The 15,280-nt window shown below is 38.5% G+C and carries 13 protein-coding genes; 12 read left to right on the top strand and 1 reads right to left on the bottom strand.

Annotated features, from left to right (window positions below; translation table 11 throughout):
- Position 1 precedes the first annotated feature (1 nt).
- From MHH87_RS14745 to MHH87_RS14735, 3 genes are all read left to right on the top strand, one after another.
- Positions 2–526, top strand: coding sequence for a FixH family protein (locus MHH87_RS14745; protein ID WP_340750005.1), 525 nt, complete (start codon positions 2–4; stop codon positions 524–526).
- An 88-nt stretch (positions 527–614) separates the two neighbouring features.
- Positions 615–1,187, top strand: a complete 573-nt coding sequence (locus MHH87_RS14740; RefSeq protein ID WP_340750004.1) for a TetR/AcrR family transcriptional regulator — start codon at positions 615–617, stop codon at positions 1,185–1,187.
- Between the two features lie 102 nt (positions 1,188–1,289).
- Positions 1,290–3,476, top strand: coding sequence for a YhgE/Pip domain-containing protein (locus MHH87_RS14735; RefSeq protein WP_340750003.1), 2,187 nt, complete (start codon positions 1,290–1,292; stop codon positions 3,474–3,476).
- A gap of 177 nt (positions 3,477–3,653) precedes the next feature.
- Here the strand turns inward: MHH87_RS14735 and yhfH are convergent, their stop codons facing one another.
- On the bottom strand, positions 3,654–3,779 hold the full coding sequence (yhfH, locus tag MHH87_RS14730) for a protein YhfH (protein ID WP_340716362.1): 126 nt from the start codon (positions 3,777–3,779) through the stop codon (positions 3,654–3,656).
- Positions 3,780–3,918: 139 nt separating this feature from the next.
- Here yhfH and MHH87_RS14725 point away from each other — a divergent pair, with 139 nt between their 5' ends.
- The 9 genes from MHH87_RS14725 (at position 3,919) to MHH87_RS14685 (ending at position 14,574) form a co-directional block, all read left to right on the top strand.
- Positions 3,919–4,911, top strand: coding sequence for a lipoate--protein ligase (locus MHH87_RS14725; RefSeq protein WP_340750002.1), 993 nt, complete (start codon positions 3,919–3,921; stop codon positions 4,909–4,911).
- A 133-nt stretch (positions 4,912–5,044) separates the two neighbouring features.
- The gene (locus MHH87_RS14720) at positions 5,045–5,749 is read left to right on the top strand and encodes a response regulator transcription factor (protein ID WP_340750001.1); all 705 of its coding nucleotides are present in this window, start codon (positions 5,045–5,047) and stop codon (positions 5,747–5,749) included.
- On the top strand, positions 5,749–6,732 hold the full coding sequence (locus MHH87_RS14715; protein WP_340750000.1) for a sensor histidine kinase: 984 nt from the start codon (positions 5,749–5,751) through the stop codon (positions 6,730–6,732). Before MHH87_RS14720 ends, MHH87_RS14715 begins: the two co-directional genes overlap by 1 nt.
- A gap of 11 nt (positions 6,733–6,743) precedes the next feature.
- Positions 6,744–7,154 (top strand): hypothetical protein, encoded by a 411-nt coding sequence (locus tag MHH87_RS14710; RefSeq protein WP_340749999.1) that lies wholly within the window; start codon positions 6,744–6,746, stop codon positions 7,152–7,154.
- Between the two features lie 31 nt (positions 7,155–7,185).
- Entirely contained in the window at positions 7,186–7,962 is a 777-nt protein-coding gene (locus MHH87_RS14705) for an ABC transporter ATP-binding protein (RefSeq protein WP_340749998.1), read from the top strand.
- On the top strand, positions 7,934–9,868 hold the full coding sequence (locus MHH87_RS14700; RefSeq protein WP_340749997.1) for an ABC transporter permease: 1,935 nt from the start codon (positions 7,934–7,936) through the stop codon (positions 9,866–9,868). Before MHH87_RS14705 ends, MHH87_RS14700 begins: the two co-directional genes overlap by 29 nt.
- 151 nt (positions 9,869–10,019) lie before the next feature.
- On the top strand, positions 10,020–11,570 hold the full coding sequence (locus tag MHH87_RS14695; RefSeq protein WP_340749996.1) for a fatty acid--CoA ligase family protein: 1,551 nt from the start codon (positions 10,020–10,022) through the stop codon (positions 11,568–11,570).
- Between the two features lie 202 nt (positions 11,571–11,772).
- Positions 11,773–13,755: a S9 family peptidase gene (locus MHH87_RS14690; protein WP_340749995.1), complete on the top strand. Its 1,983-nt coding sequence runs from the start codon at positions 11,773–11,775 to the stop codon at positions 13,753–13,755.
- Between the two features lie 159 nt (positions 13,756–13,914).
- The gene (locus MHH87_RS14685; protein WP_340749994.1) at positions 13,915–14,574 is read left to right on the top strand and encodes a DedA family protein; all 660 of its coding nucleotides are present in this window, start codon (positions 13,915–13,917) and stop codon (positions 14,572–14,574) included.
- Positions 14,575–15,280 lie beyond the last annotated feature (706 nt).

The raw sequence follows: 15,280 nt of genomic DNA, 5'->3' as shown, positions 1-15,280 counted from the left end.
AATGAAAAAGTGGTTATTTAGTTTAGTAGCAGTACCAGCATTATTATTTGGCTGTGCGGAAGAAGAGCCAGTCGTGGATACAATTGATAGCGGCGTGATGCCGGTTGCAATTGATGTAGCAATTACATCTCCAGCAACTTTTAATGCAAAGGAGACAGTGGAGCTTTCTGCACATGTAACACAGGGGGAAGAAGCTGTAAATGATGCTGACGAAGTGAAGTTTGAAATATGGGAATCCGGAATGCGTGATATGGGCGAAATGCTTGATGGGACATTAACGGAAGAAGGTACGTATAAAGTGGATTACACATTTGATCATGATGGTGTGTACTATATGTTTGCACATACTACAGCTCGCGGTTTACACATGATGCCGAAACAAGAAATTATAGTTGGGAATCCAGACATGGGCAAAGTGTTAGAAGATACGAGCTCAAACTCTATGAATCACGGCAACCAAGAGATGGATGAATCAGAAGATGGGCATGGCCAAACTGAAGAATCAGATGAAAATCACAATCATTAATATTGCAATTTAATGTGGTGGGTGTATAATGGTGACTAGATGACCGAAATGGTTTTCTGGTCACTTTTTAATTTTGGGGGTGAACGACATGGATAGAAGGCAAGAAATTTTAGAAGCCGCATCAAAATCTTTTTCATTATTTGGTTATAAAGCAACGACAATGGACCAAGTAGCAAAAATTGCTAATGTCGGTAAAGGAACGATTTATACATTTTTTGCGAATAAAGAAGAGCTACTTCAAGAAGTTGTTATTTCGATGATTCGTGAAATGAAGGCAGAAACGGATGCAACAATTGATCCTAATCTAGGTTTTATGAAAAATGCACATATTGCACTAATGAAAATGCTTCAATTTAGGGAGCGTCATTTGTTGTTTGCAAAGCTGATTGAAGAGGAAAAGGAACTTCGAACACCTACAGTGAAACAAATGCTCCTTCAAATAGAAGAAGAAATCGTATCGTATGTGGCAGGTCGTATCCAAATCGGTATTGATAAAGACGAGATTAATCCATGTAATCCTCAGCATGTCGCATATTTATTATTAAAATCCTATTTAGCCTTTATTGTCGATTGGCAAATAACACATGATGAGCAATTAGGTGAACAGGCTATTTTATCGATATTTAAAGAAACAATTTTTCGTGGATTAGCTAAAAATTAATGTGAAAATCAGATTTTCAGTAATGGAAAACTGATTTTTTCATAGTCTAATTTGACCGAATGACGATATGGGTCAATTAGTTTTATAGGAAGGTGGAAAAGCATGATTAAGGCAGAATGGTTAAAAATTTTCAAAACGAAAAAAATGCTTGTGGCAATTTTTGCAGTATTATTTATTCCAGTACTGTATAGTGGTATGTTTCTCTGGGCATTTTGGGATCCGTATGCTCAGCTAAGTAGTATGCCGGTTGCGATTGTCAATGGAGACAAAGGTGCTACAATAGACGGTGAAGAAATACGATTAGGAGAAACGTTAACAGACGAGTTGATTGAAAGTGAACAATTTAAGTTCATTGAAATCGACTCAGACGGTGCAGAAGATAAATTAAAGGAACAAAATTATTATATTTTAATCAAAATCCCTGAAAACTTCTCACAACATGCAACAACATTATTAGATGAAACACCCTCTAAATTAACAATTGAATACATTCCTAACGAAGGTTTTAACTTTTTAGGAGCACAAATCGGGGAAACAGCAATGGATCGAATTAAAGCAGAGGTGAATAGTCAAGTTTCTAAAACATATGCTGAAAAATTATTCGATTCCATCTCAACATTAGGTGATGGCTTTACAGAAGCGTCAGTCGGTGCTACTAAGCTTGATGATGGTGCACAAAAAATTGTGGACGGAGCAGGTGACATCAAAGGGTATTTAGAGCAGTTAGCATCAAGTACGATTGAGTTATCTGATGGTACTAGTGAGTTAACGGTTGGTGCTGCTAGTGCAGCAACAGGAGCATCTCAACTAGCGTCAGGTGTTTCAACAATTGCAGATGCTAGTGCACAGCTAGCATCAGGAGCCTCCACTGTGTCTGAAGGTGCTAGTCAGTTGCAGCAAGGTATTGCTCAATATACTAATGGGGTCGCTCAAGTAGCTGATGGCCAGGCATCACTTACAAGTGGTCAATCAAGTTTAGCTGAAAACTTAGCGGCGCTTACAACAGGTACAGCTGGAATTGATGACAAGATTAAAGCGTTAGCAGATGGTTCAACAAGTGTAGCAGGGGGCATTGATCAGCTAGCGGCATCACTCGAAGCAATCATTCCCATGCTTCCTGAAGAAAATCAAACTGCTTTAAAAACAGCATTAGTACAATTACAAGCAGGTAGTAAACAGGTAAGCGGTGGATTATCACAGCTTTACACGGGTACAGAAAATATTGATGATAAAATTGCAGCACTGAGCGACGGCGCAGCCCAATTAAATGCGGGTCAACAACAAGTAGCAGCAGGTGTGAAACAATTAAATGGTAGTTCATCACAGTTAGTAGACGGTTCAAATAGTCTTGCTAGCGGTAATGCAACATTAGCTGAAAAATTAACGGAGCTTACAGCGGGTGCACAAACTGCTGCTATAGGCGCAAATGATTTAGCAACAGGTTTAAATACTTTAGCGGTAGGATCAATAAAAATAAATGATGGTACATCTTTGCTTGCAGAAAAAACTGGGGAACTAGCAGATGGTACAACTACTTTAGTAAATGGCACAAAAGAGTTAGCAGATGGTACAACTACTTTAGCTGGAAAATTGGGTGAAGCAAGTGAGCAAGTAAACGTGAATCCAACAGAGGAAACATACGATATGGTAGCAGCACCCGTAGAAATTGAAAAAACAGCGGTTAACCACGTACCAAACTATGGTACAGGTTTCGCACCGTACTTCATTTCTCTTGGATTATTTGTTGGAGCTTTACTAATTTCGATCGTATTTCCACTCGTTGAGCCAGCCATTCGCCCGAAAAGCGGTGCAAGTTGGTTCTTCAGTAAAGTTTCTGTATTAACAATTGTTGGTATTATTCAAGCGTTAATATCAGTATTCGTTGTTGTCGGCTGGTTAGGATTAGAAGTGGATAGCATGCCGAAATTTATTGTAACAGCAATATTAACAAGTTTTACGTTCATAGCGTTAATTCAGTTATTAGTGTCTGTACTTGGTGATTCAGGTCGTTTCGTTGGTATATTAATTTTAATTTTCCAATTAACAACAAGCGCGGGGACATTCCCAATTGAATTAGTACCGAATCAGTTGCACATCTTTAATACATTCTTACCGATGACATTTACTGTTCAATCGTTCAAAGCGGCGATTTCAACAGGGGATAGTTCATTCTTAATATACAATTGGTCAATTCTTGGTGTCTTCTTAGTAGCATGCCTAGCATTAACTTTTGGTTACTTTGCACTGCTATATAACAAACGCTATTCAAAAGGCGTAGAACAAGTGTAAATAAAAAAGACGATTCGCGGCTAGTGCCCGTGAATCGTTTTTTTACGTGCAAAAAAAATCCAGGGCATTGAGCGAACCCTGGATTTTGAATGTTGTAAGCTGTATTAGTTTATAGAGCGATCCTAAACTTAGATGAAGGTGTTAGCAGTAGCTAACGGAGTAACAATAATATATTGATTAAAGAGAGTTGCATTTATCACAATTGTTGCTGTAGCACTCGCTTTGTTCTTCGATTTTATCACCGCATTGAACACAAACTTTATCGGGTAAATTTTTGAAAAATTCGACTACGTTTTCTAACATTGTGGGCTCCTCCTTTACTTTAACTGTTATATTACTGTGTTGATATTATCTATTGTATTATAACAGTTTAGGTTCGTCAATACAAAAGCGGAGTTTTAAGTTAAAATAAATATGGATATTTTGTGAAGGAGTGAAGACAGTGTATTTTATCGATAATAAGGGGATTACAGATCCTCGCGTCAATTTAGCGATTGAAGAGTACGTATTAAAAAATATGGATATTGAAAAAGATGACTTTTTATTATTTTATATAAACCAGCCATCAATCATTATCGGAAAGAATCAAAACACAATCGAAGAAATTAATACAAATTATGTGGAAGATAACGGCATAATCGTTGTTCGTCGACTTTCTGGTGGTGGTGCGGTGTATCATGACCTAGGCAACTTGAATTTTAGCTTCTTAACAAAGGATGACGGCAACAGCTTCCATAACTATAAAAAATTCACGCAGCCTGTAGTAGAAGCACTGGCAAAGCTCGGTGTGAATTCAGAGTTATCCGGACGCAATGATATTTTAGCAGAAGGCCGCAAAGTATCTGGAAATGCGCAGTATGCAACTCGTGGGCGCATGTTTAGTCATGGGACCCTAATGTTTGATTTAGATATTGATGCAGTTGTTGCTTCATTAAAAGTGAAAAAAGATAAAATTGAATCAAAAGGAATTAAATCGGTCCGTTCACGCGTAGCAAATATTATTGATTTCTTACCAGAAAAAATTACGGTAGAAGAGTTTCGTGTAGAAATTTTGAAATCAATTTTCGGCGGCGAAGAAAATATTCAGTACTACGAGTTAACTGAAGCAGACTGGGAACAAATTTACGCATTGTCGGAGGAGCGTTATCAGCAATGGGATTGGAACTACGGCAAATCGCCACGCTTTAACATTCAAAAAACGCACCGATTCCCATCAGGAGGCATAGATGTTCGCCTAGAGGTAAATCGCGGCATTATTGAAGAAGCCACGATTTTTGGTGATTTCTTTGGAGTTGGCGATATTGCCGAAGTAGAAGCGCTACTCGTAGGGGCTAAATATGACCGTGCAGCGATTGCTACAGCAATGGAAGAAATCGACATGCAAAAATACTTAGGCGGCATTACAAAAGAGGATTTCTTACAATTAATATATTAAAACGCTAGATTTTTTGTGAATCTTGAAAAAATCATTGCACAAGAGAAGGCTCGGATTTATTTTCGAGATCTTCTCTTTTTTGATACAATCATATTGCAATACATAAAATAAACGCGAAAAGGAGGCAATCTATATGGAAAAACATCGGATTTTTATCGTTGAGGATGATCCGAAAATTGCTTCAATGCTTGCAGATACACTTCGGAAATATCAATACGAAGTGGAGACAATTCAAAATTTTGATACATTGATTGAACAGTGCCTAGCATTTGCACCGCATATTGTACTGCTTGATATAAATTTACCGTCTTATGATGGTTACTATTGGTGTCGTCAGTTACGCCAATATACGATGTGCCCGATTTTATTTATTTCGGCACGTTCTGGGGAGATGGATCAAATATTTGCGCTAGAGAATGGCGGGGATGATTTTATTACGAAGCCGTTTAACTATGAAATCGTGCTGGCAAAAATCCGCAGTCATTTACGCAGAACATACGGTGAATATGCTGCTCGCCAAGAGGAACGTACCGTGAAGCAGGGAAATCTGACGCTTTATTTAGAGCGAATGGAATTGCATTTAAAGGATTTGGCTATTCCGTTGCAAAAAAAAGAATGTATCATATTAGATTTATTAATGAGCCAAGCGCCAAGAGTTGTGACACGTGATCGACTGCTTGAAGAGTTATGGGACGACCAGGCTTTCGTTGATGAAAATACTTTAAATGTAAATATGACCCGTGTACGTAAAAAGCTGACGGATTACAAAATTGCGTCGGTAATCGAAACGGTACGAGGGGCTGGCTATCGCTTTGTATTAAGTTCGGAGGAAATGTAATGGGCGTTAGACTTTTTTTAAAGGAGCATATTTCCTATATCGTATTTCAAGTATTTGTGACGCTGTTTATCTTATCGCTATTTTGGCTAGATGGTTTCCGTAATATTAATACTGCTATTTACGCTGTGGTAATTACAATTTTATTAATCAGTTCGTTTTTGGTTCTCCGCTATATGTTAAGACGACGCTATTTAAATAAAATTACGCATCTGCCAACCTCAATGGATGGAGCGCTACAAAAAAATTCCAAGACACCGGAGTATTTTGTGACGGAGGAATATATGCAGGAGCTGTACCGCATTTATCAGCGAGAGGTGCAGACGCTATATGCCAGCCAATCAAGGCAACATAAATTTATGAATCAGTGGGTGCACCAAATGAAAACACCCGTCTCCGTTCTAGAGTTATTACTGCAGCAGGATGAAGAGCTTGATAAAAAAAGCGTGCAAGAAGAAGTGGAGCGGTTAAAGCGAGGGCTTGAAATGGTGCTCATGAACGCACGTTTAGAAAATTTTGAGGATGATATGCAAATTGTCCAAGTACCTCTGAAATCTATGATACTTGCAACGATTAATGAAAATAAGCGTCTCTTTATTACAAAACGTGTATTTCCTGACGTTCAAGTTGACGAGGAAATCACGGTAATGAGCGATTTTAAATGGCTTCGTTTCGTATTTGAGCAGTTTATTACAAATGCAGTGAAATACACATTCGACGTGAATAAAAAAATTTATATAACAACAGAACAAACGAATAAATCGGTCATACTGTCAATCAAGGATGAAGGGATTGGGATACCGAAATCTGATTTATCTCGTGTAACGAAAGCATTTTTTACTGGAGAAAATGGACGCAGAACGGGAGAATCTACCGGGATGGGTTTATATATAGCACAAGAAATTTGTGACAAGCTCGGTCATCAGCTAGTTATTTCATCTGAAGTCGGGGAAGGTACAATGATCCAAATTATTTTTCATTCATAGGGGGAAAGTGTGTGGAAAGTGTTCAAATTGGGGAATGGATATTGTTAGTAGATGTAGAGAAAACGACAAAAGCATTGGATTTAATAACGTATCAATGCGTCAGTAAGGATTGCCAAAACTTTGTTGCAGCGTGTGCTTCCTTAGACAAGGTTGTACTTGATTTTGCCGAGTGCCTAGCCATCGATTTATCGAAGCCAAGTCAATTATCTTGTCATCGTTTAGAGGACAATAGTTCGGTCATGTATTCTGGTCAGTATCATGTAATCGGAGAAGTGGAGGCAGGAGAAATTGACGGCTGGGATGCCATTGTTGGGCAACACTGTTTTTCGATAACCGATGAATATACACACATTCCAACGATGATGAAGGAACCTACAATTGAAATTAGCTTTGAAGTTGTACTGCCTTGGGTGCTTGAATAGATGAAATGTGAAAGTTAAATGAGGGATAACGATGCCAATATTGCAAATAAGTGAAGTAACAAAGGTGTACGAAGGGAAAGTCACGAATCGTGCGCTTAATCAGTTAAGCTTTGAAGTGGAAAAGGGTGAATTTTTAGCAATAATGGGTCCGTCCGGAAGTGGTAAGACGACGCTGCTTAATATTATCTCGACAATTGATATGCCGACATCTGGAGAAATTATTTTCGATGGCATAAAGCCGCAAAACTTAAAGAAACAAGAGTTGGCGTATTTTAGACGACGCCAGCTCGGTTTTGTATTTCAAGATTTCAATTTGCTGCCGATGCTGACGGTGGAGGAAAATATTGTGTTGCCTTTAACGCTCGATGAACAGCCGGTAGCGGTAATGGAGGAGCGTGTACAACTACTTAGTGAAAAGCTTGATTTAATGCATATATTAAATAAGCGTCCGAATGAAATCTCAGGTGGACAGGCTCAACGTACAGCGATTGCTAGAGCACTTATTCATGAACCCTCAATAATTTTGGCGGATGAGCCGACAGGGAATTTAGATTCGAATTCGTCGCGTGAGGTGCTGGAGCTTCTTAGTAAAATGAATGCTGAGAAGCAGGCGACAATTGTGATGGTGACGCATGACCCAATAGCAGCCAGTTATTGTGACCGGGTGCTCTTTATTAAGGACGGCGAGTTTTTTAATGAAATTTACCGTGATGATCGTAGACAGATGTTTTTCCAACGCATTTTAAACTTGCTGAGCTTACTCGGAGGGGGACAAGTAGGTGACCTTTCATCAATTCGCTTACCGTAATGTCTTTCGAAATTTCCGAATTTATGCGGCATTTTTTATGGCGAGCTTTTTTTCTGTATTTGTATTTTTTATTTACTCCATGCTTATGTTTCACCCTAAAATAGAAAGTGGGTTTTTAGGGGGAATGTCCATTGTTGGCATGGTATTTGCTGAAATCATTTTAGTGTTATTTTCATGGTTTTTTATTTTTTACTCCATGCGGGCCTTTTTACAGGCGAGGTCAAAGGAATTTGCCATACTACTGCATCTTGGAATGGAACGCAAACAGCTAAGTAAGCTTGTATTTTTGGAAACGATGATTATTGGTATTTTGTCGAGCGTCGCCGGCATTATTTTTGGCTTTGCGTTCGCGAAGTTCTTTTTTATGATTGTACGCGAAATTTTACATTTAGAGGCGTTACCGCTGTATTTATCATGGCAGCCTTTTGTCTTAACATTATCTGTTTTTTTAAGTGCCTTTGTTATCATTTCATTTGTTAGTGTGATGTTCACACCTGAAACAAAAATAATTGATTTATTAAAAGGGCAAACATACGTGGATGTGTCGGATGCATATTCTACACGTAATGCGTTTTTAGGACTCGGACTCATTACGATCGGGTACGTACTAGCACTTATTACAACGAAAACATCCTTATTTAATTTTACGCTACTCATTCCGATTGTCGTGACATTTGGAACGTATTATTTTTTTACGGATTCAATGATTTTTTTATTAGATCGTCTGAAGAGAAAAAAAAATTATTATTGGAAAAAATCACGAATGTTATCGATAGCAGAGCAAACGCATATTTTACGATCTAATGCGCGGATGTTTTTTGTCGTTACGATGGTTTCAACACTTGCCTTTTTATGTGTTGGGCTACTGTCGGCTTTGTCATCGTACACGTCACAATACGATAAAATCAATCCACTCGGTATGATTTATAAAGGACATATCGATAATCAGTATGAGGGCAAGCATATTACATCGCTTGTACAAGAGCTCGAGAAGAAGGGGTTATCTTATCATTTGACACCCTTTTCAGTGAAGCGCCAAACGTCAACGTATACATCAAATATCGTAGAAGTGTTTCGTGAGTCTGATATTAATAATTTGTTATTTTCTTTCGGGTATCCAATGGTTCGGCTTGAGCTAGGCGAGGCGATGTTTATTCCGTATTCAGAGGACTCGATTATACAGCTTGAAAATACGATTGTACAAACCGTCTTAATGGAAAATAATTTACCGATTACAATTGATAGTGTTTATCCTAAAATTATTTTTCCTTCTTCAATCGTTAGTAAAAACTCCATTATCGTGAGCGATGAGGATTTTTTATTGCTTGTGAATCCATTGGAACAAATTCCTTTAATGGAACCAGGTTATCATTTATTTACATTTGATATTCCAAACTGGGTCGAAACGAAGGAAATAGGATTAGATGTCCAGCAACTTGTTTCCAAAGAGTATTTGAACAATAAGGAATATACACTGCCATTTTATTATGAGAATACAGGATTAAATTATTCTTATATTTTAGCGACGTACTCTTTATTTACATTAGTAGGGGTATTAGTTGTAGCAGTTTTCTTATTAGCAGCAGGGAGCTTTGTTTACTTTAAGCTGTACACAAGCTTGGATCGTGAGAAAAAACAATTTGAAGTTTTGAAGCGTATTGGGTTAACAGATGCCGAATTGAAAAATTTAATTACTCGTTATTTAATCCCGCAGTTCTTTTTACCGTGGGGACTAGCGCTTGTTCATAGTGGGTTTGCATTCATTGCGCTACAAACTGTGCTCAATGATGTGTTGAATATTTCTATTGTAAAGGAAGTTGTTTTTGCCTTTGGTTTCTTTGTCATTATTCAAGTAGTGTACTTTTATTTAATTCGCTGGCGCTATATTGCGCATATGAAGAGCTAACAAAAAAATGTCCCAACATAGAAGAAAGATGCTGTTTCTGATGATTTGTTGTATTTTTATGTAAATTCGCTATTGTTTTTCTAGTATACTTATTCTATAATAACAATAAAGTGAATATTCATTCATTTTACACACGAGGGGGTTGGGTGTATTGAATTTAGTTGGAAAAGTAAGACAACAGGCTTTCGATCAACCACAAAAAACTGCGTATCATTTTATGGGGACAGACACTTCTTATGGAGAGTTTGAACAAACAGTAGCTCGCTTTGCAGCTGCACTACAAAATATTGGTGTACAAAAAGGCGATCATGTGGCCTTATTACTCGGCAATACACCACATTATTTAATTTCGTTATATGCGACGATGCGAATTGGTGCAACGGCGATTCCGGTCAATCCAATTTACACACCAGACGAAATTTCATACATTATCCAAAATGGAGATGTAAAAGTTGTCATTGCACTTGATATGTTATTACCGCTTGTGGAAGCAGGGGTGCGATTATTCCCACAAGTTGAAAGCTATATCGTTTGTGAAACAACGTCAGATATTGAAGAAAAGTATGCAGCATTAAATGATGAAGCAAGGGCGAAAACAAAGTTGTTTACGCAAGTGCTGACTCAGACTACAAATACAGTGGATCCAGTAGCGGTAGAGGATGATGATACTGCAATTATCCTCTATACTTCTGGTACAACAGGTCATCCAAAAGGTGCGATGTTAACACATGGTAATATATTTTCAAATGCTCGAGATGTTAGTGATTCTTTAAAAATGTCTTCAGAAGACCGTGTTATTGCGACATTACCGGTGTTTCATGTATTTGCTTTAACAGTTGTAGTAAACGCGCCCTTGTCAAAAGGTGCGACGATTCTACTTACACCGCGCTTTAGCCCAGGTGAGATATTTGATTTAGCAGCGAAGCATAAAGCAACAGTGTTTGCTGGAGTACCAACGATGTTTAACTTCTTATATCAATATGAGCAAGGGGACGTGTCGGCATTCTCAACTTTACGATTAGCCATTTCAGGTGGCTCTTCACTTCCGGTATCACTGCTACATAACTTTGAAAATAAGTTTAATGTAAGAGTGTCAGAAGGCTATGGTTTGTCGGAAGCGTCGCCGGTAACATGCTTTAATCCAATTGATCGTGAGCGTAAAGCAGGCTCAATAGGAACATCCGTCGTGAACGTTGAAAATAAAGTAGTGGATGAAAATGGTGTTGAAGTTCCGATTGGCGAAGTAGGTGAACTAATCGTACGTGGACCAAATGTGATGAAAGGGTATTATAAATTGCCTGTGGAAACAGCTCGTACAATTCGCGATGGCTGGTTGTATACAGGAGACCTTGCTAAACAAGATGATGAAGGTTACTTCTATATTGTAGACCGCAAAAAAGATACAATTATCGTTGGTGGCTTCAATGTGTATCCACGTGAAGTGGAAGAAGTATTATATGCACATCCAAATGTTATTGAAGCTGCAGTTGTTGGCTTCCCAGATCTTGACTTTGGCGAAGCAGTTCATGCTTATGTGGTACTAAAGGATAAATCGCAAGCACTCGCTGAACTACAAGCATTCTGCGCAGAGCATATTGTAAAATATAAAGTTCCTAAAGTAATAGAACTATTAGACGAGCTTCCAAAAAATACGACAGGGAAAATTTTACGCCGTTCGTTAAAAGAAGCATCAACAGTATAAGAAGTAGAGGTGTCCTAACTGGGACATCTCTTTTGTTTGTGGTTAGGCAAGTATAACTTTTAAGTACATCAACACGCCCTATTTATGCCTGCGAGATATGCCTCTTATTTTCGGAATATTGACGCTGTTTCGATTGACACATAGATGAACGGTGGTAAACTTATTATTACGAAAATCGAAATAGTAGAAAGTAGGGTTATAGATGAAGCAATTTTTAACGAAGGAACATTTATTTGCATTACAGTCCGTTACTAATCCAGTTTTATCTCCAGATAATCAAGAAGCTATAGTTTTGCGCACAATCATCAATGAGGAAGATAATGAATACAATACCAACCTTTTTCATGTGGCACTCACTGATGGTGAAGTAACGCAGTGGACATTTGGCAAAGAACGAATTTCAAGTCCTCAATGGTCACCAAACGGCAAGCAAATCGCATTTTTATCGAATCGCGATGAAAAAAATCAACTGTTCGTACTAAATAAAAATGGTGGCGAAGCAAAAAAAGTAACGGATTTTGAAGCAGGCGTTACTTCGTTTTTATGGAGTCCTTGTGGTGACATGATTTGGGTAACCGGCAGCTTAAAAGTAGGTAATACATTTATGGATAAGCCCCAAAAAGATGACAAGAAATTCCCACAAGTTCATGTAGTGGATCAAATGAAATATAAAATGGACGGTATAGGTGGAGACGGTCTGCGTGAACAAAACAGGTACACACAAACCGCTAAAGTAACAATTGCTACAGGAGCGGTCGAACAATTCACTGAGGGGAATTACTCCCATTCGTTAAGCGGGATTTCTCGTGACGGCAAAACGCTTGTTGTCGGTGTAAATCGCACAGAAAACATGGACTATGATTTTCGCACGCCCCTGTATTTAGTGGATGTAGAAACAAAGGAAGAAACAGTGCTAGTTGAACTGGATGGCTATTATGGAGATGCTATTTATTCATATGATAATCGTTTTATAGCATATGTTGGTAGTGACAACACATTTAAAAACGCAACGCACGCGCAAATTTATATTTACGATACAGAAACCGGCATAACACAAAACCTAACAGTTGGCCTAGATGCACCAGTGGGCGATTATGCTGTAGCAGACGTACAGCAAGGCGCTACATCACCGTCCGTCATGTGGACAGAAACGAATGATTTATACTTCCAACTGTCGACGATGGGAGATGTACGCTTATACTACGCGACATTAGAAGGTGCCATTTACCCCGCGTCTCCAGAGGGTGAGCATATTTACGGCTATGCGATTAAAAAGGATGGCAACGGGGCACTAATTACCGTGTCTAATCCGACGTTCCCTGGGGAATTATTTGATTTAGACATTACTACAGGTGAGCGTAAGCAACTGACAAACTTTAATGAAGCCTTGTTAGCAGAAGTGACGTTAGTGGAGCCAAAGCCAATTGTTTATGACAGTACGGACAATCAAACAGTGCACGGATGGTTAATGAAGCCGGCAAATTTCGTCGAGGGAGATAAATACTCATTAATCGTTGAAATTCATGGTGGACCTCATGCAATGTATGCGAATACGTTTTTCCATGAGCTTCAGTTATTAGCAGCACAAGGCTACGGTGTTTTATATGTGAATCCGCGTGGTAGTCACGGCTATAGCCAAACATTTGTGGACGGTTGCCGCGGTGATTACGGCGGCGGAGATTATGAGGATATTATGGCAGGACTTGATTATGTACTCAGTGAAAAAAGCTGGATTGATGAGAATCGTTTAGGTGTAACAGGTGGTAGCTACGGAGGCTTTATGACAAACTGGATTGTTGGTCATACCAATCGCTTTAAGGCAGCCGTTACGCAACGTTCGATCTCAAATTGGATTAGTTTCTACGGCGTATCGGATATCGGCTATTATTTTAGCGATTGGCAAATGAAAGCTGGCATGAAGGATGTTGAAACACTTTGGAAGCACTCACCGCTAAAGTACGCAGAAAACATAGAAACGCCGCTCTTAATTTTGCATAGTGAAAAGGATTTCCGATGCCCAATTGAACAAGCAGAACAACTTTATATTACGTTAAAAACGATGGGCAAAGAAGTAGGCTTCGTGCGTTTCCCGGACAGTAATCACAATTTATCGCGTACAGGAAAGCCGAATCTGCGGATAGAACGTCTAAATCAAATTGTGGAATGGTTTAATCAATACATGTAATTATTACAGGTTTGTAAATTTAAGAAATCATCGTGAAAAGTGGCAACATCTAGACTGGAAATACGTCTTATTCATTAAACGTACAGAGATTCACGCACTATTTATAGGGTGAGTATGCTAAAATGGTGAGTGAAATTTGATTTGAAAGAGAGTAGACCGATGTCAATAATTCAAGGATTAATCGATTTTATATTGCATATTGATGAGCACTTAGTGGACATCATTCAACAGTTCGGTGCTTGGTCATATGGAATTTTATTTTCTATTGTATTTGTCGAAACTGGGATTGTTATAATGCCATTTTTACCGGGCGATTCGCTGTTGTTCGCAAGTGGAACATTAGCAGCATTAGGCGCATTTAATTTACTTACGTTACTAATTGTGTTTTTTGTAGCGGCTGTGCTTGGGGATACTGTCAACTATCAGATCGGGAAAACAGTCGGTACTTCAATTCCAGAGGGTAGCTTTTTAGGACGTGTTATTAATCGTGAGCGCATGGAAATAGCACAAAATTTCTTTAATAAGCACGGTGGCAAAACAATTGTTATGGCACGCTTCATGCCGTTTATTCGTACATTTATTCCGTTTGTTGCAGGTGCCAGCCGTATGGATTATAAATATTTCCTTATTTATAATGTGGTCGGTGCGTTCTTATGGGTGATGAGTTGTACGTTAATAGGGTATTTCTTTGGGAATATTCCTATTATTAAAGATAATTTTTCAACAGTGTTAATTTTAATTATTTTCATTTCAATACTACCGGCAATTATCGGCGCAGTTCGTGCCAAACTTTCTAAAGACAAAACTCCCTCAAAATAGGGCGAGTTGATGTCATTACTTATATGGGTGGAAGTCCATCCACATAAAAAATACGCTTAGTATAGTTGCGAGACCACTGAAAAAGTCCCTTCCAGGGTTTAGTCACAAGAAGCTGAACGAAAATTCGTTCAGCTTCTTGCTTTTTCTTTGAACCCGTGGCTTTCCGTTCCATTGCGGACGCTTTCCGGCAGGAGTCGCCGCATTCCACCCCAATCCACTCAATTTGCCAATGAAAAGAATATTCCTTTGCTAAAATAATGCCGCATCTTCTTATATACTTAAATAAAGTAAATGCAGGTGAAGTTCCCAATGATTACAAACCAAGAAATACTCAACTTAAGTCCATACATGGGCTCCATAATTTAATCTTTGCAATAGATAATAGGCTCCGCCAATTCTTCTTTCTTTGGCTATAAAACACATATCGCCATGAGCGAATTATTTCAGCGGCAATGGTGACAAAAAGTGAACAAAGTGACGGGAAATACCTTTAAGATTTAATTGGAAAAAGTAAAGCAACAGGCATGGTAGTTGATACAGTAACTGGAGATACAGCTTATTAGGGAAAGATAATCTATACAAACAAAAAAGAGGTTCAATTGAATTTGAAACTTATATTGAAACTATTCCACGAAAAAAACGAGGAATAGCCAAAGAAATAAGGCGCTTTCTGTTCATAATTAAAGAGAAAGTGCCTTATTTTGAT

This window comes from Solibacillus sp. FSL H8-0538 (genome assembly GCF_038003525.1).
Taxonomy (GTDB): domain Bacteria; phylum Bacillota; class Bacilli; order Bacillales_A; family Planococcaceae; genus JBBOPI01.
This window is presented reverse-complemented; position numbering and strand designations above follow the sequence as displayed.